Origin of the sequence: Bacillus sp. N447-1 (assembly GCF_022701035.1) — a bacterium.
GTDB classification, from domain to species: domain Bacteria; phylum Bacillota; class Bacilli; order Bacillales; family Bacillaceae_G; genus Bacillus_A; species Bacillus_A cereus.
Window position 1 is genome coordinate 4,219,954 of sequence record NZ_CP065509.1, and the last position, 22,245, is coordinate 4,242,198.

Sequence of the window (22,245 nt, forward strand, 5' to 3'; positions counted from 1 at the left end):
TGAACTTTGATAAATTAGGAAAAATTTTTCTCACATGAAAATGGACAAAATGGGTCAATTTAATAACAACAAAGGAAATTGGTTTATAGGCTACGCTTATTGAGAAAGGTGGATTCTTATGCTAGATTTTACCTGGAAGTTTTTCTCCAAAACAGGAAGCATTGAAACGTACTTGCTTTTGAAAGAAATGGAAAAAGACGTAAACGATGAGATGGATCAACATGAAGAGGAGCTAGCGCATCTAGACTCTCCAATTTCTTGACCCGTTTTGTTCAAACCTTGGATGGTGACGAACATGTTTCAAAAAGTTGAGGGCATCGTTATCCGTACGACAGATTACGGAGAAACGAACAAAATTGTTACAATATTCTCAAGAGAACTTGGTAAGGTAAGTGCAATGGCAAGAGGGGCAAAAAAACCGAAAAGCCGATTAGCATCTGTGTCGCAATTAATGACACATGGCCATTTTCTAATTCAAATGGGATCTGGGCTTGGAACATTGCAACAAGGCGAGATTATTTCAACTATGAAAGAAATTCGCGAGGATATATTTTTAACTGCTTATGCATCATTTATTGTTGAGTTAACTGATAAAGCAACAGAAGATAAAAAACATAATCCGTATTTATTTGAAATGTTATATCAAACGTTGCATTATATGTGTGAGGGTGTTGATCCAGAAGTATTATCATTAATTTATCAAACGAAAATGCTTCCGGTATTAGGGATGCGCCCGTACTTTGATACATGTGCGATTTGTCATCAAGAAACAGACTTTGTCGCCTTCTCCGTCAGGGAAGGCGGTTTTCTGTGCTCACGTCATGCAGAGCAAGACCCATATCGTATACCGGTAGGAGAAGCTGTTCATAAATTATTACGTCTTTTCTTCCATTTCGATTTACATAGGCTCGGAAATGTATCGGTAAAGGATAGCACAAAAAAACAAATGCGTTTAGTATTGAATACATATTATGATGAATATTGCGGAATTTATTTGAAATCAAGACGTTTTTTAGAACAACTTGATAAGTTTCAAATATAATTTTGGGCCGTATACGGTCCTTTTTACATACTTTCTTTTTCGAATAGCATATTTAGTATATAATATTTAAGAGATAGTATAACTTTTTTCGTTGTGCATTAAAGGTGGTGATTATCATAGAGCTGAATAAACGGCAAGAACATATCATTCAGATTGTAAAAGATCACGGTCCTATTACAGGGGAATCAATTGCAGCGCAATTGGGTCTAACACGTGCGACGCTAAGACCAGACTTAGCAATTTTAACGATGGCTGGTTATTTAGAAGCACGTCCACGCGTAGGTTATTTTTATACGGGTAAAACTGGGGGGCAGCTATTATCTGAAGCTGTTAAGAAAATTAAAGTACAAGATTATCAATCTAGACCGGTTGTAATTGATAAAAATGTTTCCGTATATGATGCAATTTGTACGATGTTTTTAGAGGACGTTGGTACATTGTTCGTTGTAGATCAGATGACTCTATTAGTTGGTGTTGTGTCTCGTAAAGATTTATTAAGAGCGAGCTTAGGAAAGCAGGATTTAACCTCTCTTCCGGTTAATATTATCATGACAAGGATGCCAAACATTGCGATGTGTCGTAGAGAGGATTCTTTATATGATATTGCGATGGAATTAATAGAAAGACAGATTGATGCAATGCCAGTTGTAAAAGATACGAAACAAGGTTTAGAAGTGATTGGGCGAATTACAAAAACAAATATTACACGTGCGTTTGTAAATTTAGTAAATAACGAATAAGTGTAATTTGTTTAAAGTGAGGTAATGTAATGGATAATAAAATCGTATATGTCGTATCTGACTCTGTAGGGGAAACGGCTGATTTGGTTGTTCGAGCAGCAATGGGGCAATTCCCATTTGCTCCTGATATTAGACGTGTACCGTATGTAGAAGATACAGGGACATTAAAAGAAGTGATTTCGATTGCTAAGAGTAATCAAGCACTTATATGTTTTACGTTAGTTAAGCCTGATATGCGCAAGTATTTAGTAACAGAGGCTGCAAAAGAAGGGGTAGAGGCATACGATATTATCGGCCCTCTTATTGATCAAATTGAAGAAATTACGGGGCAAGTGCCGAGATATGAGCCAGGTGTTGTCCGTAGGTTAGATGAAGAATACTTTAAAAAGATTGAAGCGATTGAGTTTGCTGTGAAGTATGATGACGGCAGAGATGCACGAGGTATTTTAAAAGCAGATATCGTGTTGATTGGTGTTTCGCGTACATCAAAAACACCACTTTCCCAATATTTAGCTCATAACAAACGCTTGAAAGTTGCGAATGTACCACTCGTGCCAGAAGTTGACCCACCTGAAGAACTATATCAAGTGGCAAAAGAAAAATGTTTCGGTTTGAAAATTACGCCAGATAAGTTAAATCATATTCGAAAAGAACGATTAAAATCACTTGGATTAAGTGATGGAGCAACATATGCAAATATTAATCGTATTCAAGAAGAAATTGATCATTTTGAGGAAGTAATTAGTAAAATAAATTGCCAAGTAATCGATGTATCGAATAAAGCGATTGAAGAAACAGCAAATATTATTGTGAATGCAGTGCAAAACCAAAAAATGTTTTAGCACATTTACCAAAGGTGAATGTGCTTTTTTCGCTCGTGTGAAATATGATACCTATGGATTTTGTAATAGATTGTAGTGTAATGGTTATACTTATACTCCTTTGTCTTTTAGTATATTCAAGGTGTGAGTTTGTCATCCTGAAATGTAAGATGAAAAAATAAAGGGATATGTAGCGTAGTTGAAGAAAATATATTATAATAAAAAATTGTGATAAAAACCTATATTTTACGTTTAGACTTTAATTTTTCAGAATAAACTAGGGATAGGATTTACGAAAAAGACATGTAATTACGTTAAATCGACAAAATCTATACAAGAAAACGCACATTATGGAAGGATTCACAGAAGGGATGTAGAATACAGAAATATGCAAAACATCAACAACATATTAGTTGGTGTAGATGTATATCCCGTGAAGGCTGAAATTGTGCAAGTTGGAGCGGAATTTCATGTCGGAATTTTGTTTGTCGCATCATATGCTCATCCTTTAAGGAAATAGCAAGGCAATTGGATCATTGTAGATACTGAACAAAATGGAGTTGATTGTTATATGGATCAACATGAAAAAGTTACAGATCCCAAGATCAAACAGTATATGTGGCTTGCTACTCTTCTTGGAAAAAGGTGTATATGTATTGTTTCTAAGAGATACATTTGTAACAGATGAGCAAATGTATACAATTTTATATAGCAAGTATGTATATGCGATTTATGCAGATAAAGGACCTATAGGAAAGGTTCAAAATCGTTTATACAATGTAATCGGCAACACTTTCTAACAAGTTTAGAAAAATATTGTCGAATTATAAAGGAATTTTTTAATTTATATCGAATACAAAATACGACACGGAGATGGAGTTATGGGGAACAGAATTCCCGAAGAAGTTGTTGAACAGATTCGGACATCATCCGATATTGTAGAAGTCATTGGTGAATACGTTCAACTTAGAAAACAGGGGCGTAACTATTTCGGCCTTTGTCCATTTCATGGTGAGAATTCTCCTTCATTCTCTGTTTCATCTGATAAGCAAATTTTTCATTGCTTCGGATGTGGAGAAGGTGGAAATGTATTTTCCTTTCTAATGAAAATGGAAGGACTGGCTTTTACCGAGGCTGTTCAAAAGCTAGGCGAAAGAAATGGAATTGCGGTTGCAGAGTACACATCAGGACAAGGACAACAAGAAGACATATCTGATGACACTGTCATCATGCAACAAGCTCATGAATTATTGAAAAAGTATTATCATCATTTATTAGTAAATACGGAAGAGGGAAATGAAGCACTTTCATATTTATTAAACCGTGGTATTACGAAAGAGATGATTGAGAAGTTTGAAATTGGTTATGCATCACCTGCTTGGGATGCGGCGACGAAAATTTTACAAAAAAGAGGTTTATCGCTGTCTAGTATGGAACAAGCTGGCCTTCTAATAAGAAGTGAGAAGGATGGTAGTCATTACGATCGCTTCCGTGGAAGAGTTATGTTCCCGATCTATACGTTACAAGGTAAGGTGATAGCGTTTAGTGGAAGGGCGTTAGGGGATGACACTCCGAAATATTTAAATAGCCCTGAAACACCGATTTTTCACAAAAGTAAATTGTTGTATAACTTCCACCAAGCAAGACCGTTTATTAGAAAGCGTGGGCAAGTGGTTCTTTTTGAAGGATATGCCGATGTACTAGCTGCGGTAAAAAGTGGTGTGGAAGAAGCTGTTGCGACAATGGGAACAGCTTTAACTGAAGAACAAGCAAAACTTCTGCGACGTAACGTTGAAACTGTTGTTCTTTGCTATGATGGTGATAAAGCAGGGCGAGAAGCGACGATGAAAGCAGGGCAATTATTGCTAAAAGTTGGTTGCCAAGTGAAAGTCACATCCTTGCCAGATAAGCTTGATCCTGATGAATATGTGCAACAATATGGGACTACCGCTTTTGAAAATCTTGTGAAATCAAGTGTGAGTTTTGTTGGTTTTAAAATAAATTATTTGCGTTTAGGGAAAAATTTGCAAGATGAGTCTGGCAAAGAAGAATATGTGAAAAGTGTTTTAAAAGAGTTATCGTTGTTACAAGATGCGATGCAGGCAGAGTCATATTTGAAGTCATTATCGCAAGAATTTTCGTATTCAATGGAAACACTTTTGAATCAATTGCACCAATATCGCAAAGAACAAAAGGTACAGCAAAAACAAATAAAGCAGGTTGCTAAACCGTCTCAAGTCGTTCAAACAAAACCGAAGTTAACAGGTTTTGAAAGAGCGGAAAGAGAAATTATTTACCATATGTTGCAAAGTGCAGAAGTAGCTGTTCGTATGGAATCCCATATAGAAGATTTTCATACAGAAGAACATAAAGGGATTTTATATGAACTATACGCATATTATGAAAAGGGAAATGAACCTTCAGTCGGAACATTTTTAAGTTGGCTCTCTGATGAAAAGTTGAAAAATATTATCACTGATATTTCGACGGATGAATTTATTAATCCAGAATACACAGAAGAAGTGTTACAAGGCCATTTGGAGACGCTTAGGCGGCATCAGGAAAAACTTGAAAAGATGGAGATCATCTTTAAAGTGAAACAAATGGAAAAAACAGATCCTGTAGAGGCTGCTAAATATTATGTAGCATATTTACAAAATCAAAAAGCGAGAAAATAGCTTTTTTGATAAAGTTTTAGTATAATGAATGTTTGTATCTCGCGTAAGGAGGGGAACAGATGGCTGACAAACCAGCTCGTTCTAAACAAATTGAAACTGAAATGACCCTTGAGCAAGTGAAAGAACAACTCACTGAGCTCGGAAAAAAACGTGGCGTTCTTACATATGAAGAGATTGCAGAACGCATGAATGGATTTGAAATTGAATCCGATCAAATGGATGAATACTATGAATATTTAGGTGAACAAGGCATTGACTTAGTTGGTGATAATGACAACGAAGAAGGCCCTAATAATCGCCAAATTTCAAAAACAGAAGAAGAGTTTGACCTCAATGATTTAAGTGTACCACCAGGGGTTAAAATCAACGATCCTGTTCGTATGTATTTAAAAGAAATTGGTCGTGTAGACTTACTATCTGCAGAAGAAGAAATTCGACTTGCAACGCGTATTGAAGAAGGCGATGAAGAAGCAAAACGTCGTCTTGCAGAAGCAAACTTACGTCTTGTAGTAAGTATTGCAAAGCGCTATGTAGGCCGTGGTATGCTTTTCTTAGACTTAATTCAAGAAGGTAATATGGGTCTAATTAAAGCTGTTGAAAAGTTCGATTATCGTAAAGGTTTCAAATTTAGTACGTATGCAACTTGGTGGATTCGCCAAGCTATTACACGTGCCATTGCAGACCAAGCGCGAACAATTCGTATTCCAGTCCATATGGTTGAAACGATTAACAAGTTAATTCGTGTACAACGCCAATTATTACAAGATTTAGGTCGTGAACCGTCTCCTGAAGAGATTGGTGAAGAAATGGATCTTGCTCCAGAAAAAGTACGTGAAATCTTAAAAATTGCACAGGAGCCAGTTTCTCTTGAAACACCAATTGGTGAAGAAGATGACTCCCATTTAGGTGACTTTATTGAAGACCAAGAAGCAACATCGCCTGCGGACCATGCAGCCTATGAATTGCTAAAAGAACAATTAGAAGATGTGTTAGATACGCTAACAGATCGTGAAGAAAATGTTCTACGTCTTCGTTTCGGTTTAGATGATGGACGAACTCGTACGCTTGAAGAAGTTGGGAAAGTATTTGGCGTAACGAGAGAGCGTATCCGTCAAATTGAAGCAAAAGCACTTCGCAAATTAAGACATCCAAGCCGTAGTAAGCGTCTTAAGGATTTCTTAGAATAGGTTATTTTTTAAGTTTACTTCACCATTGTGAAGTAAACTTTTTTATTTTGTTAATTTTTGTTAAAATTTAGCTATCGGCAACGATTACAATTTCTTGTAATTTATTTTACAGAATTGTCTTTTGATTTGCAAATGCTCATTTTTCGATTTTTCGATTAATTTTGTTTATTCTATACAAAAATATATGTAGAAAAGCGAAAAATATGATGAGAAACGTTAATAATTATCGAAATAATAAGCGATATGACAATAAAAAACAATAAACTGAATTTATGGAATATTTTTAACAAGTGGTAGTTTACTCTTTTCTGATAGAGCGTTTTCAAGTACAATGGAAATGACTGAATCATCTAACTATTTAGGGGTATAGAGGGGGGAGAAGAGATATGAAACGTAATCCGCTGATTCCGTTCGCTCTTATTGCAGCATTGGGTATTATCGTTATGTTTGTATTTTCATTTCAGGGGCTAAATAAATCTAAAGAGTTAGCTGATGCAAAAAATGGCGGGAAGCCAGCACAAACGGCATCAAAACCAGAAGATATTGTGAAGCAAAGCTGTACGAGCTGCCATGGTGATCAGTTACAAGGGGCAGTTGGACCTAACTTGCAAAAAATTGGTGGGAAACTTTCAAAGGATGAAATTAAAGAAATTCTTTCGAAAGGAAAAGGCAATATGCCTGCCAATATAGTTCCAGCTGATCAAGCCGCTAAAGTAGCTGATTGGTTATCGAAGAAAAAATAAAGTTCCGTATGACAAGCCTTTTGCTTATGCAAAGGGCTTGTTTTTCTATATTTTCTAAAATACGATGAATGATAGAGCAGTGAATTGTTGTTATGGGCTTGCAACAACTACTATAAATTCATTATCATGGAGACAGACTGACAAGAGAAGGAGTAATGGAAATACATGAATGAAGTAAAGCTTTCAAAACGATTAGAAGAAGTTGTACGTGAAATACCAGTAGGATCTACAGTCGCTGATATTGGATCGGATCATGCGTATTTACCGTGTTATACAATTATAAATAATATTGCTACAAAAGCAGTTGCAGGAGAGGTTGTAGATGGACCATTTCGCTCTGCGCAAGCAACTGTAGCTGAAAGTGGTTTACAAGATAAAGTAGATGTGCGTAAAGGGAATGGATTAGCTGTTATCGCACCAGGAGAAGTAGATGTAATTACGGTTGCCGGAATGGGCGGAGCGTTAATTCGTGACATTTTAGAAAGTGGTAAAGAAAAATTAGAAGGTGTAACACGTTTAATTTTACAGCCTAATATTGCAGCGCATCATATTCGTGAATGGTTTATTGAGAATGGTTGGGAGCTTATCCATGAAAAAATCGTAAAAGAAGATGGGAAAATTTACGAAATTTTAGTAGGGGAGCGAGGAAATGTTGCAGCGCCTTACTCTGAAAATAAACAAGCTGAATTGTTTATGGGACCATTTTTAATAACAGAAAAAAGTGAAGCCTTCGTTGAAAAATGGGAAGGAGAATTAAAAAACTTCCAAAATATTTTAAAACAGTTAGAACGTGCGGCTGATTCTGAAGAAACAAAGGCGAAGCGTGGGGAAGTAGAAGCGAAAATGAAAATGATAGGGGAGGTTTTATCATGAGTAAAATTCCAAATGGCCATGAAATTATTTCTTTATTTGAAAGTATGTATCCGAAGCATTTGGCGATGGAAGGAGATAAGATTGGACTGCAGATTGGAGCGCTTAATAAACCCGTGCGGCACGTATTGATTGCGTTAGATGTAACGGAAGAAGTTGTGGATGAAGCAATTCAATTAGGGGCAAATGTCATTATTGCTCATCATCCTTTAATTTTTAACCCGTTAAAAGCGATTCATACAGATAAGGCGTATGGGAAAATTATTGAAAAGTGTATTAAAAATGATATTGCAATCTATGCAGCGCATACAAATGTGGATGTTGCTAAGGGCGGGGTAAATGATTTACTTGCTGAGGCGTTAGGATTGCAAAATACAGAAGTTTTGGCACCGACATATGCAGAAGAAATGAAAAAAGTTGTTGTGTTTGTGCCAGTCACTCATGCAGAAGAAGTAAGGAATGCATTAGGAGACGCAGGTGCTGGTCATATCGGCAATTATAGCCACTGTACGTTTAGTAGCGAGGGTACAGGCACATTTGTACCTCAAGAGGGGACAAATCCTTATATCGGGGAAACTGGACAGTTAGAACGTGTAGAAGAAGTGCGAATCGAAACGATTATTCCAGCTTCATTACAGCGGAAAGTGATTAAAGCAATGGTAACGGCGCACCCTTATGAAGAAGTAGCATACGATGTGTATCCGCTTGATAATAAAGGTGAAACGTTAGGCCTAGGAAAAATAGGATACTTACAAGAAGAAATGACGCTTGGTCAATTTGCAGAACATGTGAAACAATCATTAGACGTGAAGGGCGCAAGAGTTGTCGGTAAGTTAGACGATAAAGTGCGTAAAGTAGCTGTACTTGGTGGAGATGGTAATAAATATATAAACCAAGCGAAATTTAAAGGAGCAGATGTATATGTAACTGGTGACATGTACTATCATGTTGCTCATGATGCGATGATGCTCGGTTTAAATATAGTTGACCCAGGACATAATGTTGAAAAAGTAATGAAACAAGGTGTACAAAAGCAATTACAAGAAAAAGTGGATGCAAAGAAACTCAATGTACACATTCATGCTTCGCAGTTACATACAGATCCATTTATATTTGTATAAGAAAAATAAAAACCGTTGCTCATGCAAGCAACGGTTTTTATTATTGTTCTTTTTTCACTTTCACGCGAGGTAATATTTTTTGTAACGGTACTTTTCGAACTCTTTCCCATGTAGCGGGATTCATTGGGTTATATTGCTCTAAGAAAGCGATAACTTCTTTCGTAATTGGCGTTGGAGTAGAAGCACCTGCTGTAACAGCTACGTTTTCTACACCTTGTAGCCACTCTAATTGAATTTCGCTTACATCAGCAACTCGATATGCTTTTGTACCCGCGATTTCTTGTGATACTTGTGCTAAGCGATTTGAATTGTTACTTTTCGGATCACCAACAACAATTGTTAAGTCTGCAACATCAGCTTGTTTAGCGACAGCTTCTTGGCGAACTTGAGTTGCTAAACAAATTTCTTTATGGAATTCTGCTGTTGGGAATTTTTTTTGAATGTCCTCCATTAAATGTTGAACATCCCATTGACTCATCGTTGTTTGATTTGTTACTAAAATTTTATCTGTTGGGATTTCTAATGTTTTTAAATCATCGGCTCTTTCGATAAGGTGAACGATGTCAGGTGCAATACCAACTGCGCCTTCTGGCTCTGGATGATTTTTTTTACCGATATAAATGACATGATACCCTTCCGCTTTCTTAGCTTCGATAAGGTCATGCGTCTTGGTAACATCTGGGCAAGTAGCATCGATTGTTGTTAAACCTTTTTCTTTTGCGCGTTGTTTAACTTCTGGAGAAACACCGTGTGCAGTGAAAATAACAGTACCAGAATCAATTTTATCTAAAATTTCTAAGCGACTTGGACCGTCTAATGTGATGATTCCATCTTCTTCAAAAGCGTCTGTAACATGTTTATTGTGAACAATCATACCTAAAATATAAATGGGTCTCGGCAATGATTTATCTAATGCGGCGTTACGTGCAATTACCATTGCATCGACAACACCGTAGCAATAACCACGAGGGGAAATTTTAACAATTTTCATATGAGTAATCCTCTCCTTCTAAACAAGGGATACTTTTGTGCATAGTCTTTTACATTATAAAGGAGGAGTGGATAGAAAACAAAGGATTGTTACACATATAGTTTTGGTTTTGTTGCTGTTTGTTGAACTGGTTCTTTCGGTAACTCTTTTTCTATTACAGGTTCAATCACTATTTTCTTTCGTTTTCGTTTCTTTTTTTGAGGTGCAGGAGGCGGACTTTCTACTTCAACTGGCTCTGTTACATTTTCCGTTTGATTTTCTTCCGTGCTTTTTCCAGAGGTGAGGATTTTAACAATGCTTGGTAGACTACGCATAATAGGACCGTACTGTTCGACGACAGGACCTACAGATTGAACGACTTGGGATACTTTTTCGATGTTATTTATCATATTAGTTGGATTTGAAATTAAGTTCGAAAAAAAACTGCCGATGCCACTGCTTGCTGTTGCCGCAGCTGTAGTTGTGCCCCCGCGCGTTTCAGTTGATTCATACATTTGAGGCGGTATCATTTGCTCAGGATATTGCTGCATGTATGGTTGATATTGTGGATGTTGCTGCGGATATTGTTGTTGGTATTGCTGCGGATATTGCTGTTGATATTGGGGCGGTGGTGGTTGCTGATGCATCATCGGTTGCCCTTCCATTTGTCGGTAAGGTGGAACCATTTGCATAAAAGGCTCGGTTGGATCGTGTTTTTTAAAAAGCTTAGCAAGAAAACCTTTCTTTTTTTGTGCCATTGGTGGTAGTTGTGGAATTGGATATGGTGTATAAGGTTGCTGCCCTGGATTCGGATACATTTGCCTTGTAGGGGATTTCGGAAACATGTGAGAAATCCTCCTTTCTTCAGTTAGGTATATACACATACAATATGCAATAAAAGGGAAGAAGGTTAGTTTTTGAAGTGAAAACCTAAACTAAAGATGGATTTTACTTGTAGATTTCGATATAATGTAGACTTGACTGATTTGTGCGCGCAGTAGAAATTTTAGAAAGAAGGTGTAACTTATGACACAACAAACTTTTACACAGTATGATTTTAAACCATTTTTAATAGATGCAGTTCGTGAACTACGCTTTACAGAGCCGACAGGAATTCAGCAGAAAATTTTCCCAGTCGTGAAAAAAGGTGTAAGTGTAATTGGACAATCCCAAACAGGTTCTGGGAAAACACATGCATACTTACTTCCTACATTAAACAGAATTAATGCAAGTCGTGAAGAAGTACAACTTGTTATTACAGCGCCTACTCGTGAGTTAGCACAACAAATTTACGAAGAAATCGTGAAATTAACAAAGTTTTGTGCGGAAGACCAAATGATTACAGCACGTTGTTTAATTGGTGGAACTGATAAACAACGTTCAATTGAGAAATTGAAAAAACAACCTCATATCGTAGTTGGGACACCAGGACGTATTAAAGACTTAGTTGAAGAACAAGCATTATTTGTTCATAAAGCAAATACGATTATTGTCGATGAAGCAGACTTAATGCTTGATATGGGATTCATTCATGATGTAGACAAAATTGCAGCACGCATGCCTAAAAACTTGCAAATGTTAGTTTTCTCTGCAACAATTCCTCAAAAACTAAAACCGTTTCTGAAGAAATATATGGAGAATCCAGAGCATATTCATATCAATCCAAAACAAGTTGCAGCTGGAAACATTGAACACTATTTAGTGCCTTCTAAACATCGTAATAAAATTGATTTAGTGCATAAAATGCTACTTCAATTTAAACCGTATTTAGCAGTTGTTTTCACGAATACGAAAAAGATGGCAGACCAAGTTGCTGATGGATTAATGGAACGTGGCTTAAAAGTTGGACGAATTCATGGGGATTTATCACCACGTGATCGTAAAAAAATGATGAAACAAATTCGTGACCTTGAATTCCAATATATTGTTGCGACTGATTTAGCAGCACGTGGTATTGATATTGAAGGGATTAGCCATGTTATTAACTATGAGCTACCATCAGATTTAGATTTCTTCGTTCACCGCGTTGGAAGAACAGCACGTGCGGGGCATTCTGGTATTGCAGTGACGATTTATGATCCAGCAAACGAAGAAGCGTTAGATAGCTTAGAAAAACAACGTCATATCGAGTTTAAACATGTAGATTTACGTGGAGATGAGTGGGCAGATTTAGGTGAGCGTCGTCGTCGTAAGAGCCGTAAAAAACCAAATGACGAACTTGATGTTATGGCAACGAAAGTTATTAAAAAACCGAAAAAAGTAAAACCAAACTATAAACGTAAACTTGCAACAGAACGTGACAAAGTGAAGAGAAAATATAGCAATAAAAAAAGATAAGGGGTTTCCCTTATCTTTTTTTAATCCCGCTAATTTAAATGAAGAGTATAGTCTGTCTAAATAGTCATATGAATTTGTGTAGTGCGTCTTTTGTGAACAAACAATTCACTACATATTTCTACAAATTATGCTATCATTATATCTATTGTATATTGAAGAGGTGATTGTATGTTAAAGATTGGATCTCATGTTTCTATGAGTGGTAAGAAAATGTTATTAGCAGCAAGTGAAGAGGCTGTTTCATACGGTGCAACAACGTTTATGATTTATACAGGTGCACCGCAAAATACACGAAGAAAACCAATTGAAGAATTGAACATAGAAGCAGGAAGAAAACATATGGAGCTGAACGGAATTGAGGAAATTATCGTCCATGCGCCGTATATTATTAATGTTGGGAATACGACGAAGCCAGAAACATTCCAATTAGGCGTAGACTTTCTTCGCATGGAAATTGAAAGAACATCGGCATTAGGTGTAGCGAAACAAATTGTTCTTCACCCAGGAGCGCACGTTGGTGCTGGAGCAGATGCTGGTATTCAACAAATTATTAAAGGGCTTAATGAAGTGTTAACGCCAGAACAGACGGTTAACATTGCGTTAGAGACGATGGCAGGAAAAGGAACAGAATGCGGTCGTAGCTTTGAAGAAATTGCAAAGATTATTGATGGTGTAAAATATAATGAAAAGCTATCCGTATGCTTTGATACGTGTCATACGCACGATGCAGGATATGATATTGTAAATGACTTTGACGGCGTATTAAACGAATTTGATAAGATCGTTGGTATAGATCGTTTACAAGTACTTCATATTAATGATAGTAAAAATGTACGCGGAGCAGGAAAAGACCGTCATGAAAACATTGGATTTGGTCACATTGGGTATAAAGCATTGCATCACATTGTACATCATCCACAGTTAATGCATGTACCAAAAATTCTTGAAACACCGTATGTAGGGGAAGATAAAAAAGATAAGAAGCCACCATATAAATTGGAAATCGAAATGCTGAAAAACGGCACTTTTGATGAAGGGCTTCTTGAAAAAATTAAAGCGCAATAAGGAGGGGAAATCCCCTCCTTATTTTAGTAGTTGCTGAAATAATGTATTTACTTGTTGGGCAGTGGCAGGGGAAGTTACTTTTGCGATCTGTTTTAAGAGCTCTAGTCGCTCGTTGTTATCGTAAATATTAATATTTTTACCCTTCATAAGTAAAACGATTTGGTCAGCTTGTGCGGCTGTAATAGGAACTTCGTATTCTTTGCTATATTTTAATAACTCTTTTGTAGAAATATGATTTAATTTTTTATTAACAATTTGTTTAATGAGGTTCATCTTATTATCCTCCTTCACGCGTTCTTCTATCGAAATATATGAGCATGTAGCTTGTACATATTCGTATGGAGTTTCTTTTTTCATGAGGAAAAGAAGCGTATGTTATAATATAAGGACGAAACTACAGAAAAAGAGTACAGGGAGGGCTTATGGAGCAAAAGCAACATCGAAAAGAAAGTGTTATTCATCTCATTTATCGTTTAGTTATGATTATTTTTGGAGCAGCATGCGCGGCGGTGGCGATTGAACTATTTTTAATGCCAAATAAAATTATTGATGGTGGAATTATTGGTATTTCTCTTATATTAGATTATCTTACTCCTAACATTTGGTGGTTAAGTTTTTCTACTTTAGTCGTTGTTCTCAATATCCCATTTATGTATTCCGGTTATAAGCAAATTGGAAAAACATTTATGTTATCTTCGACATTTGGTATTGTAGCGTTAGCTTTCATTGAGTCAACGTTACATGCGGTGCCACCATTTACAACAGAACCTATTTTAGCGACAGTGTTTGGTGGGCTTATTTTAGGTCTTGGTGTAGGACTTGTAATTCGTCATGGTGGGTCGTTAGATGGAACTGAAATTATGGGGATTTTATTAACGAAGAAACTACCGTTCTCTGTTGGTGAATTCGTAATGTTTGTGAACTTATTTATTTTTGCATGGGCAGCATTTGTGTTTGGTGTGGAACAAGCGATGTATTCTGTTATGACGTACTATATCGCATTTAAAACAATCGATACAGTAATTCAAGGGCTAGATGAAACGAAGGCGGTTTTAATTGTATCTGATCAATATGAGGAAGTATCAAACGCGATTTTGCATCGTCTTGGCCGTGGAACGACAAAGCTTGTAGCAAAAGGTGGTTACACGGATAAAGAAAAAGAAGTTATTTATGCAGTTGTAACGCGTCTAGAAGTGACGAAATTAAAGTCAATTGTGCATGAAATTGATGAAAATGCGTTTGTTACGATTATGAGCACGCAAGAGACAAATGGTGGTAAGTTTAAATCGGCTATTCACTAAAAGTTTATAGGAATATTTTTTGAAAGCAGAGAATTTTTCTCTGCTTTTTGTTATAATAGTAAGGTTTCTTGAAAAAATAGATATATTTTAGGCAGATTGGTTTACAACTATAATAAGCTGTACTATAATTCAAATAGATATAAATCGGAATCATTCTGAATTAAAATAGGTGAGATGCTATGAATAATATATTAGAAATTGAAGGTTTAACATTCCGATATGAAGATCGGAATGTGTTAGAAAATATTAATTTGCAAGTTCCGAAGGGAGCTTTTTTAGGTTTAGTGGGACCGAATGGTTCAGGTAAATCAACTTTACTTAAGTGTTTATTAGGCGTTTTAAAGCCAAAAGAAGGAAGCATACGCGTGTTTGGCGTTGATAGTAAGAAGTTTAAGGAATGGAACAAAGTTGGTTATGTATCCCAAAAGGCAAATAGTTTCAATTCTGGTTTTCCAGCAACTGTTTCTGAAGTTGTCTCAATGGGACTTGTTTCGAAAAAAGGGCTTTTTCGCTTTTTTACAAAAGAGGATAAAAAAAAGGTAGAAAAAGCAATTGCTGATGTAGGGATGAGTGAGTTTCAAGGTCGTAACATTGGAGAGCTTTCTGGTGGACAGCAACAGCGTGTATTTATTGCTCGTGCGCTCGTTAGTGATCCTGAATTGCTTATTTTGGACGAGCCTACTGTTGGAATCGATGTGAAAAATGTGGAAAGTTTTTACGAAATATTAGAGGATTTAAACAAAAGGCTCGGGATCACATTAATTCTTGTTACTCATGATATGGGAGCTGTTACTGAAAAAGTAACACATGTTGCATGCCTAAACCAACATCTACATTTCCATGGAAATGTAGAGAAGTTCCGAGAGTTAGAAGATGCAGAAATGTCCGTCTTATATGGACATCATGTTCATCGTTTAGAACACGAACATGAGCATCACGGGAGGATATAATGATACAAGATTTTTTACAATATGACTTTTTACGTAATTCTTTATACGCAGGTATTTTAATTGGACTTGTTGCACCGCTAATTGGTGTGTTTGTTGTTATTCGTCGTTTATCTCTTATTGCGGATGCATTAAGTCACGTGACGTTATCGGGTATTGCAGCAAGTTTATTACTTGAAAAAACCATTTTTACAGGTGGATTTTTAAACCCCTTATATATGGGGATGATTTTCTCGATTGGTGGAGCGCTACTAATCGAAAAGTTACGAACTGTATATAAGCACTATCAAGAATTAGCAATTCCAATTATCCTTTCGGCAGGGATGGGGGTTGGAGTTATTTTCATTTCACTTGCAAATGGATTTAACACAGACTTATTTAGTTATTTATTTGGTAGTGTCAGTGCTGTAACAAGTACAGATTTAATTATTATTGGGATTGTAGCAATTGTTGTTGTTGCGACAATTATTTTATTATATAAAGAGCTGTTTCTATTATCATTTGATGAGGAATACGCAGTATCAACTGGTTTAAGAGCGAAATGGATTCACTTTATTTTCATTATATTAGTTGCTCTTGTCATTGCAGTATCAATGCGTGTAGTGGGGGTTCTTCTCGTATCATCATTAATGACATTACCAGTTGCAGCAAGTATTCGTATTGCTAAAGGATTTAAACAAACAATTTTCTTTTCCATTTTATTTGGTGAAATTGCAGTAATTGGTGGAATGTTTGCTTCGTATCAACTTGATCTAGCGCCAGGTGGTACAATTGTTATGATAGCAGTTCTTATTTTAATCGGTGCGATTTTATGGAAGAAGAAAAAAACTGCATAAAGTAGGGATAGGTATGAATCTAACAGAAGCTTTACGCCTAATGAAAGAAAAAGGATATAAACATACTGGAAAAAGAGAAGAGATGCTCAGATTATTTGCAGCACATAATCGTTATTTAACTGCGAAAGACGTTTTAGAACATATGAAAGACGATTATCCAGGGCTTAGTTTTGATACGATTTATCGTAACTTAACAGTTTTTGCTGAGATTGGTGTTTTAGAACAAACGGAATTAAATGGCGAAAAACATTTTCGTTTTACTTGTTCTATTATGGAACATCATCATCATTTTATTTGTTTGGATTGTGGGGGGACGAAAGAGATTACTTCCTGCCCAATGGATTTTATGAATAAAGATTTTACTGGTTATGAAGTAACGGGTCATAAGTTTGAAATATATGGTCGTTGTCCAAAATGTGCAAAGTAAAAGCTCGTCGGTTATGTAACTGACGAGCTTTTTTACGTAGAAAAGAAGGTTGCTCACAAATATTGTGGCAACCTTCTTTTTATTGTTCTTGTGTCTCTTTTTCTTTTTCTCGTTCAGCAGCCATTTCAGCAGCAATTACGTCGATTTCTTTTTTCAGTTCTTCTACCATTGTTTCTTCTGGTACTTTACGAACGACTTGCCCTTTACGGAATAATAATCCCTCTCCACGTGCACCGGCAATACCGATATCAGCTTCACGAGCTTCACCAGGGCCATTTACAGCGCAACCAAGTACTGCAACTTTAATTGGTACTTGAAGTGTAGAGATGTATTCTTCCACTTCGTTAGCAATGCTAATTAAATCGATTTCAATACGACCACAAGTTGGACAAGAGATAAGTGTTGCTGCATTAGACGCAAGACCGAATGATTTTAATAATTCGCGAGCAACTTTTACTTCTTCAACTGGATCAGCACTTAATGAAATACGTAGTGTATTTCCGATGCCTTTATTTAAGATTGCTCCAAGACCAGCAGCACTTTTTACAGTTCCGGCAAACAATGTTCCAGATTCTGTAATACCTAAATGTAATGGATAATCAAAAGCACGAGCAGCTTTCTCGTATGCCTCGATTGCTAAGTTAACATCAGAGGCTTTCATAGATACGATAATATCGTGGAAATCTAAGTCCTCTAAAATTTTAATATGATGTAGCGCGCTCTCAACCATACCATCTGCAGTTGGGTACCCGTACTTTTCTAAAATGTGTCGCTCTAATGAACCAGCGTTTACACCGATACGGATTGGAATACCGCGCTCTTTTGCTGCATTTACAACAGCTTCTACTTTATGGCGACGACCAATATTACCTGGATTGATACGTACTTTATCGATGCCACCTTCAATTGCTTTTAAAGCAAGGCGATAATCAAAATGAATATCAGCAACAAGTGGAATGTTGATTTGTTTTTTTATATCAGCAATAGCATCTGCTGCGCGTTCATCTGGAACGGCGACGCGGACGACTTGACAGCCGGCTTCTTCTAAACGCTTGATTTCAGCAACTGTTGCTTCAACATCATGTGTTTTTGTTGTTGTCATACTTTGTATAATTAATTCATTATTACCGCCGATTGTTAAATTACCGACTTTAACTGGACGTGTTTTTGTACGATGAGTCATTTCATTCACGAATAGATCGCTCTCCTTATAAAAGAAGTTTCTTATTTAGTCCCTCATATCAATGATAGTATACGTGATATAGGGCTATAGAAACCGAAGTACTCGGTTTCACTTTTACTATTGTATCAGCGCCTTTATGTAATTGACAAGGATTAAGTGATAGCTTATTGATATAACGGGAATTTATAAGACTTTCCAATTTGTATTTTTGTAGCAGATGTACTTTTGTTTAATTGTTTAAAGTCGTCAATGACTTTTTCTATGGAAGGAATTTTTTTCTTGTTAATTTGTTCTGTAATAGAAAGAACTGTCTCACCAGTTTTTACTTCAATTGTTTTATAAGATACATCCGTTTCTTTTTCTGTTTTGTTCGCTTTATTTTGTTGACTGTCTGTGTTTTCTTTTTTAATTGTTTGAGCAGCAGTTGTTTTTTTATATGAACTTAACATCGGTAAAGTACCGATTTTTATATCGTAATAAAATATATAACCGAGAACAAGCACGAATAGGAATATACCTAATCTCTTCATATTCTTCACTCCTTTGCTAGGAATATATGCTTGTCCAAAAAAAAAATGCCTATTTAGGCATTTTTTATTTTTCTTTCGGTTTGGGTACCTCTTTAATCGTTAAGTATAGAACGATTAAAACAACAGCGATATAAATGAACGTTGCTCCAGGTACGACGATTTTGAATAAATCCATAATCATGAAGAAAATGGTTGGGATCGTGTAGCTGTATGCAGTTAGTGTCCAAACTTGTTTATAGGATAGTTTACGTTGACCGCTCATAGCAGAACCGATGAACGCAAGTAAAGTCACGCCTACAAAAGTGATGAATAATTGGAATAGGTACACTAAGAATCCAATAACAAATAATAAAATTGGATAAATATTATCGAATAAAGAAATAAATTCTTGTAGATCTTTTTTCTCAAGAGATGCACCTAACAAATCGTTATAAGAATACGTTTGTGTTTGACCATTTCCCATAGAGACTACTTTATCTTTTAAAACAAATAAACCTGTTTTATTTTGATATTTTTCTAGGTCTGTTGAATTTGGATCAAATACGAAAAGTGTATTTCCTTCTTCTTTTTCAATAGGTTGATCAATATCGGCTTTTAGTTCGCCATTTTCGATTTTAAAATCAGGTAAATCTTTATCGATGACTTGATTTACCATGCCAACACCATCCTGGATAAAACTACCGTACAAAAAAGTTCTTGGAATAGTAGTAATTAAGCAAAGTAGCATAATATACAAAATGGTTTTACCGATTTTTTGAAAACGGAATAGCGCCATATCTTTAGGCGAGTATATGCTTTTTACGAATTGGGTAAATATGGACATAGATTCACTTCCTTTATGTATGTATAAAATCATTGTAACGTAGGAATCTAGAGAATCTCAAGATATATTATATTTACATATAGTGGAGATAACTAAATTTCTTTTATTAACTTTCTTCTTTTAAATAAGAAAAATACAATTGACACTTTTCTTTTCTATATGGTAAATTTATCTTACATTTCTTAAAGAGCATATCCGATAGGAATTCCTCTATTTGATATGTTGTTACATACATAATTGTGGACCCTTAGCTCAGCTGGTTAGAGCAGACGGCTCATAACCGTCCGGTCGTAGGTTCGAGTCCTACAGGGTCCATATCCATTTCGCATGTTTATTATGTTAGCAGGAAGCTTCCTTGTAGAAGGAAGCTTTTTTTACGGAATATATGAGCATTTTAATTGAAAAGAAGTGGGAATTTTGCTACTTTAATGATAGCAAGACAATGTGATTTATTTGTTTGCACCCTATGGCAATTAGGGTAGAATGAAGTTGTATGTCACTTAAGTGGCAATACATAAACTGGGAGGAATATAACAATGGCAAAACACGAATTACCAAATTTACCTTATGCGTATGATGCTTTAGAGCCTCACTTTGACAAAGAAACAATGAACATCCATCATACAAAACATCACAACACGTACATTACAAACTTAAACGCTGCTTTAGAAGGTCATGCAGAATTAGCTGACAAAAGCGTAGAAGAATTAGTTGCAAACTTAAACGAAGTACCAGAAGCAATCCGTACAGCAGTACGTAACAATGGTGGCGGACATGCTAACCATACATTCTTCTGGACAATCCTATCTCCAAACGGCGGAGGACAACCTGTAGGTGAACTTGCAACTGCAATTGAAGCAAAATTCGGTAGCTTCGATGCATTCAAAGAAGAATTCGCAAAAGCTGGCGCAACTCGCTTCGGTTCTGGTTGGGCTTGGTTAGTAGTAAACAATGGTGAGTTAGAAGTAACAAGCACTCCAAACCAAGATTCTCCTTTAACTGAAGGTAAAACTCCAGTTATCGGTTTAGATGTTTGGGAGCATGCTTACTACTTAAACTACCAAAACCGTCGTCCAGACTACATCGGCGCATTCTGGAACGTTGTAGATTGGAACGCTGCTGAAAAACGTTACCAAGAAGCAAAATAATCGTAATAAATATAGAAAAAGCTAGGGGAGAGCTCCTAGCTTTTTTCTATGCTTTCCTTTTACATAATTGGGCTTGTCTTTGGAAGACTAGAACATGAAGTAAAGGAGAGTTGTGTATGAAATGGAAACATATAATTGGTGACGTTGAAGTGAATCGGGATTTAGTGTTATTACTCCTTATAGGAGGTTTATACACGCTCGCAATTTCTTTATCGAATACGTTTGTAAATATTTATTTATGGAAACAAACACAAAATTATGTGAATCTTGGCTTGTATAATTTAGCCAGCGTGGTATTACAGCCTCTCACATTTCTTGTAGGGGGAAAATTAGCGAAACGTATCGATCGCTCGATTTTATTACGAATAGGAGTAGGGACGCTCGCAATTTTTTTTATTGTTGTCTTAGTAGCAGGGAAAAGTGCTTCTCAGTATATTTTATTAATGGGGGCTCTTTTAGGAGTAGGATACGGTTTTTACTGGTTGGCTTTTAACTTATTGACATTTGAAATTACAGAACCAGAAACAAGAGATTTCTTTAATGGGTTTCTTGGACTTCTTACATCCTTCTCTGGAATGATTGGACCAATAGCAGCAGGATACACAATTTCACGTATGGAGAAATGGAGTGGCTATACTGTTATATTCTTTCTTTCATTAGTTCTATTTGCAATTGCTGTCGTCTTAAGCTTCTTTTTATCTAAAAGAGAATGTGAAGGGCGTTATGAAATCGTGCAAGTATTGAAAGAACGACGGATTGATAAAAATTGGGGAAAGATTACACGAGCTCATTTTTTCCAAGGATTGAGAGAAGGAACATTTATTTTTGTCATTTCAGTATATGTTTATTTAGCAACTAATAGTGAGTTTGCATTAGGGAAATACAGTTTAGTGAACTCTGCTGTATCCTTTGTATGTTATTACTTAGTTGCTCGTATGTTAAAGAAGGAGTGGCGAAAAAAAGCAATTTTACTTGGAGGCATTATTTTATATGCTGTCGTCTTTTTAGTTATTTTCAATGTTACATACACGAAATTACTTATTTATGCGGCATGTATTGCAATTGCATATCCTATTTTACTTGTTCCGTACGGATCAATGACATATGACGTAATTGGTAGAGCGAAAAATGCGAGAGAATGGCGTGTGGAATATGTCGTTGTTCGGGAGCTATGGTTAAACGCCGGAAGAATCTGTTCCATTTTAAGTTTTTTATGTGCTGTACTATTCTTTCCACCTGAAAAAAGTTTACCTTACTTATTATGTATTTTAGGTGCTGGACATTTTCTTATTTATTTTGCAGTTAAAAATGTCAAATATGATGAGGGAAATGCGAGTAAAGCAAGTGTTGTAACGCAAGGGAACGCGCAAAACCAAACTGAACCAGAAGGTTAACTTCTCGTTTGTTTTATGCTAGAATAGAAAAAGATGTAAGACAGCAGTGAGGACACCTGTATGAAGGTGTCCCTTTCACATT

At 36.1% G+C, this 22,245-nt stretch carries 24 protein-coding genes and 1 tRNA gene; 19 read left to right on the top strand and 6 right to left on the bottom strand.

Annotated elements, in window-relative coordinates:
- The first annotated feature begins 118 nt into the window (after positions 1–118).
- The 10 genes from IQ781_RS21420 (at position 119) to IQ781_RS21465 (ending at position 9,202) form a co-directional block, all read left to right on the top strand.
- Positions 119–262: a YqzL family protein gene (locus tag IQ781_RS21420; protein ID WP_000883924.1), complete on the top strand. Its 144-nt coding sequence runs from the start codon at positions 119–121 to the stop codon at positions 260–262.
- 33 nt (positions 263–295) lie between these two features.
- Complete coding sequence (gene recO / locus IQ781_RS21425; protein ID WP_000487009.1) at positions 296–1,042, top strand: DNA repair protein RecO; 747 nt, start codon at positions 296–298, stop codon at positions 1,040–1,042.
- 107 nt (positions 1,043–1,149) lie between these two features.
- Positions 1,150–1,782, top strand: coding sequence for a transcriptional regulator CcpN (gene ccpN / locus IQ781_RS21430; protein WP_000583756.1), 633 nt, complete (start codon positions 1,150–1,152; stop codon positions 1,780–1,782).
- 29 nt (positions 1,783–1,811) lie between these two features.
- Positions 1,812–2,624, top strand: a complete 813-nt coding sequence (locus IQ781_RS21435) for a pyruvate, water dikinase regulatory protein (RefSeq protein WP_000368936.1) — start codon at positions 1,812–1,814, stop codon at positions 2,622–2,624.
- 635 nt (positions 2,625–3,259) lie between these two features.
- Positions 3,260–3,403 carry a hypothetical protein gene (locus IQ781_RS21440; RefSeq protein ID WP_000479733.1) on the top strand — a complete coding sequence of 48 codons (144 nt, stop codon included), beginning with the start codon at positions 3,260–3,262 and terminating at the stop codon, positions 3,401–3,403.
- A gap of 81 nt (positions 3,404–3,484) precedes the next feature.
- Positions 3,485–5,281, top strand: a complete 1,797-nt coding sequence (gene dnaG, locus IQ781_RS21445) for a DNA primase (protein WP_000528221.1) — start codon at positions 3,485–3,487, stop codon at positions 5,279–5,281.
- 59 nt (positions 5,282–5,340) lie between these two features.
- Positions 5,341–6,468 (top strand): RNA polymerase sigma factor RpoD, encoded by a 1,128-nt coding sequence (gene rpoD / locus IQ781_RS21450; protein ID WP_000764065.1) that lies wholly within the window; start codon positions 5,341–5,343, stop codon positions 6,466–6,468.
- A gap of 386 nt (positions 6,469–6,854) precedes the next feature.
- Positions 6,855–7,211 carry a cytochrome c550 gene (cccA, locus tag IQ781_RS21455; protein ID WP_000828141.1) on the top strand — a complete coding sequence of 119 codons (357 nt, stop codon included), beginning with the start codon at positions 6,855–6,857 and terminating at the stop codon, positions 7,209–7,211.
- Between the two features lie 165 nt (positions 7,212–7,376).
- Positions 7,377–8,084: a tRNA (adenine(22)-N(1))-methyltransferase gene (locus IQ781_RS21460; RefSeq protein WP_001006542.1), complete on the top strand. Its 708-nt coding sequence runs from the start codon at positions 7,377–7,379 to the stop codon at positions 8,082–8,084.
- The gene (locus IQ781_RS21465) at positions 8,081–9,202 is read left to right on the top strand and encodes a Nif3-like dinuclear metal center hexameric protein (protein ID WP_000036243.1); all 1,122 of its coding nucleotides are present in this window, start codon (positions 8,081–8,083) and stop codon (positions 9,200–9,202) included. Before IQ781_RS21460 ends, IQ781_RS21465 begins: the two co-directional genes overlap by 4 nt.
- 40 nt (positions 9,203–9,242) lie before the next feature.
- Here IQ781_RS21465 and IQ781_RS21470 read toward each other — a convergent pair whose 3' ends face one another.
- Together IQ781_RS21470 and IQ781_RS21475 are read right to left on the bottom strand one after the other, a co-directional pair.
- Positions 9,243–10,193 (bottom strand): 4-hydroxy-3-methylbut-2-enyl diphosphate reductase, encoded by a 951-nt coding sequence (locus tag IQ781_RS21470; protein WP_000706662.1) that lies wholly within the window; start codon positions 10,191–10,193, stop codon positions 9,243–9,245.
- Between the two features lie 89 nt (positions 10,194–10,282).
- Positions 10,283–11,017, bottom strand: a complete 735-nt coding sequence (locus IQ781_RS21475; protein ID WP_000484167.1) for a YqfQ family protein — start codon at positions 11,015–11,017, stop codon at positions 10,283–10,285.
- 181 nt (positions 11,018–11,198) lie between these two features.
- Here IQ781_RS21475 and IQ781_RS21480 point away from each other — a divergent pair, with 181 nt between their 5' ends.
- Positions 11,199–12,509: a DEAD/DEAH box helicase gene (locus IQ781_RS21480; RefSeq protein ID WP_000194017.1), complete on the top strand. Its 1,311-nt coding sequence runs from the start codon at positions 11,199–11,201 to the stop codon at positions 12,507–12,509.
- Positions 12,510–12,677: 168 nt separating this feature from the next.
- On the top strand, positions 12,678–13,574 hold the full coding sequence (locus IQ781_RS21485) for a deoxyribonuclease IV (RefSeq protein WP_000912460.1): 897 nt from the start codon (positions 12,678–12,680) through the stop codon (positions 13,572–13,574).
- An 18-nt stretch (positions 13,575–13,592) separates the two neighbouring features.
- Here the strand turns inward: IQ781_RS21485 and IQ781_RS21490 are convergent, their stop codons facing one another.
- Positions 13,593–13,847 carry a DUF2624 domain-containing protein gene (locus tag IQ781_RS21490; protein ID WP_001048954.1) on the bottom strand — a complete coding sequence of 85 codons (255 nt, stop codon included), beginning with the start codon at positions 13,845–13,847 and terminating at the stop codon, positions 13,593–13,595.
- A gap of 149 nt (positions 13,848–13,996) precedes the next feature.
- Here IQ781_RS21490 and IQ781_RS21495 point away from each other — a divergent pair, with 149 nt between their 5' ends.
- The 4 genes from IQ781_RS21495 (at position 13,997) to IQ781_RS21510 (ending at position 17,085) form a co-directional block, all read left to right on the top strand.
- Entirely contained in the window at positions 13,997–14,875 is an 879-nt protein-coding gene (locus tag IQ781_RS21495) for a YitT family protein (RefSeq protein WP_000435963.1), read from the top strand.
- A gap of 179 nt (positions 14,876–15,054) precedes the next feature.
- Complete coding sequence (locus tag IQ781_RS21500) at positions 15,055–15,825, top strand: metal ABC transporter ATP-binding protein (RefSeq protein WP_001059662.1); 771 nt, start codon at positions 15,055–15,057, stop codon at positions 15,823–15,825.
- Positions 15,825–16,658, top strand: a complete 834-nt coding sequence (locus tag IQ781_RS21505) for a metal ABC transporter permease (RefSeq protein ID WP_000613815.1) — start codon at positions 15,825–15,827, stop codon at positions 16,656–16,658. The genes IQ781_RS21500 and IQ781_RS21505 overlap by 1 nt, the downstream gene beginning before the upstream one ends.
- Before the next feature lie 13 nt (positions 16,659–16,671).
- Entirely contained in the window at positions 16,672–17,085 is a 414-nt protein-coding gene (locus tag IQ781_RS21510) for a Fur family transcriptional regulator (protein WP_001054516.1), read from the top strand.
- A 79-nt stretch (positions 17,086–17,164) separates the two neighbouring features.
- Here the strand turns inward: IQ781_RS21510 and ispG are convergent, their stop codons facing one another.
- The 3 genes from ispG to yqgB all read right to left on the bottom strand — a co-directional run bounded on the left by ispG (position 17,165) and on the right by yqgB (position 19,621).
- The gene (gene ispG, locus IQ781_RS21515) at positions 17,165–18,268 is read right to left on the bottom strand and encodes a flavodoxin-dependent (E)-4-hydroxy-3-methylbut-2-enyl-diphosphate synthase (protein WP_153577907.1); all 1,104 of its coding nucleotides are present in this window, start codon (positions 18,266–18,268) and stop codon (positions 17,165–17,167) included.
- Between the two features lie 164 nt (positions 18,269–18,432).
- The gene (yqfZ, locus tag IQ781_RS21520; RefSeq protein WP_000825414.1) at positions 18,433–18,798 is read right to left on the bottom strand and encodes a protein YqfZ; all 366 of its coding nucleotides are present in this window, start codon (positions 18,796–18,798) and stop codon (positions 18,433–18,435) included.
- Positions 18,799–18,862: 64 nt separating this feature from the next.
- Complete coding sequence (gene yqgB, locus IQ781_RS21525; protein ID WP_000021898.1) at positions 18,863–19,621, bottom strand: protein YqgB; 759 nt, start codon at positions 19,619–19,621, stop codon at positions 18,863–18,865.
- Positions 19,622–19,862: 241 nt separating this feature from the next.
- On the opposite strand from yqgB, the gene IQ781_RS21530 reads away from it, so the two are divergent.
- The 3 genes from IQ781_RS21530 (at position 19,863) to IQ781_RS21540 (ending at position 22,163) form a co-directional block, all read left to right on the top strand.
- A tRNA-Ile gene (locus IQ781_RS21530) sits at positions 19,863–19,936 on the top strand.
- A gap of 221 nt (positions 19,937–20,157) precedes the next feature.
- Positions 20,158–20,769: a superoxide dismutase [Mn] gene (sodA, locus tag IQ781_RS21535; RefSeq protein WP_001052031.1), complete on the top strand. Its 612-nt coding sequence runs from the start codon at positions 20,158–20,160 to the stop codon at positions 20,767–20,769.
- Between the two features lie 116 nt (positions 20,770–20,885).
- On the top strand, positions 20,886–22,163 hold the full coding sequence (locus tag IQ781_RS21540) for an MFS transporter (protein WP_000871384.1): 1,278 nt from the start codon (positions 20,886–20,888) through the stop codon (positions 22,161–22,163).
- Positions 22,164–22,245: the final 82 nt, after the last annotated feature.

Excerpts from the sequence above, each read along its gene's own strand:
- IQ781_RS21420 (WP_000883924.1), top strand. The coding sequence starts at position 119 with ATGCTAGATTTTACCTGGAAGTTTTTCTCCAAAACAGGAAGCATTGAA.
- recO (WP_000487009.1), top strand. The coding sequence starts at position 296 with ATGTTTCAAAAAGTTGAGGGCATCGTTATCCGTACGACAGATTACGGA.
- IQ781_RS21435 (WP_000368936.1), top strand. The coding sequence starts at position 1,812 with ATGGATAATAAAATCGTATATGTCGTATCTGACTCTGTAGGGGAAACG.
- dnaG (WP_000528221.1), top strand. The coding sequence starts at position 3,485 with ATGGGGAACAGAATTCCCGAAGAAGTTGTTGAACAGATTCGGACATCA.
- rpoD (WP_000764065.1), top strand. The coding sequence starts at position 5,341 with ATGGCTGACAAACCAGCTCGTTCTAAACAAATTGAAACTGAAATGACC.
- cccA (WP_000828141.1), top strand. The coding sequence starts at position 6,855 with ATGAAACGTAATCCGCTGATTCCGTTCGCTCTTATTGCAGCATTGGGT.
- IQ781_RS21460 (WP_001006542.1), top strand. The coding sequence starts at position 7,377 with ATGAATGAAGTAAAGCTTTCAAAACGATTAGAAGAAGTTGTACGTGAA.
- IQ781_RS21465 (WP_000036243.1), top strand. The coding sequence starts at position 8,081 with ATGAGTAAAATTCCAAATGGCCATGAAATTATTTCTTTATTTGAAAGT.
- IQ781_RS21470 (WP_000706662.1), bottom strand. The coding sequence starts at position 10,193 with ATGAAAATTGTTAAAATTTCCCCTCGTGGTTATTGCTACGGTGTTGTC.
- IQ781_RS21475 (WP_000484167.1), bottom strand. The coding sequence starts at position 11,017 with ATGTTTCCGAAATCCCCTACAAGGCAAATGTATCCGAATCCAGGGCAG.
- IQ781_RS21480 (WP_000194017.1), top strand. The coding sequence starts at position 11,199 with ATGACACAACAAACTTTTACACAGTATGATTTTAAACCATTTTTAATA.
- IQ781_RS21485 (WP_000912460.1), top strand. The coding sequence starts at position 12,678 with ATGTTAAAGATTGGATCTCATGTTTCTATGAGTGGTAAGAAAATGTTA.
- IQ781_RS21490 (WP_001048954.1), bottom strand. The coding sequence starts at position 13,847 with ATGAACCTCATTAAACAAATTGTTAATAAAAAATTAAATCATATTTCT.
- IQ781_RS21495 (WP_000435963.1), top strand. The coding sequence starts at position 13,997 with ATGGAGCAAAAGCAACATCGAAAAGAAAGTGTTATTCATCTCATTTAT.
- IQ781_RS21500 (WP_001059662.1), top strand. The coding sequence starts at position 15,055 with ATGAATAATATATTAGAAATTGAAGGTTTAACATTCCGATATGAAGAT.
- IQ781_RS21505 (WP_000613815.1), top strand. The coding sequence starts at position 15,825 with ATGATACAAGATTTTTTACAATATGACTTTTTACGTAATTCTTTATAC.
- IQ781_RS21510 (WP_001054516.1), top strand. The coding sequence starts at position 16,672 with ATGAATCTAACAGAAGCTTTACGCCTAATGAAAGAAAAAGGATATAAA.
- ispG (WP_153577907.1), bottom strand. The coding sequence starts at position 18,268 with ATGACTCATCGTACAAAAACACGTCCAGTTAAAGTCGGTAATTTAACA.
- yqfZ (WP_000825414.1), bottom strand. The coding sequence starts at position 18,798 with ATGAAGAGATTAGGTATATTCCTATTCGTGCTTGTTCTCGGTTATATA.
- yqgB (WP_000021898.1), bottom strand. The coding sequence starts at position 19,621 with ATGTCCATATTTACCCAATTCGTAAAAAGCATATACTCGCCTAAAGAT.
- sodA (WP_001052031.1), top strand. The coding sequence starts at position 20,158 with ATGGCAAAACACGAATTACCAAATTTACCTTATGCGTATGATGCTTTA.
- IQ781_RS21540 (WP_000871384.1), top strand. The coding sequence starts at position 20,886 with ATGAAATGGAAACATATAATTGGTGACGTTGAAGTGAATCGGGATTTA.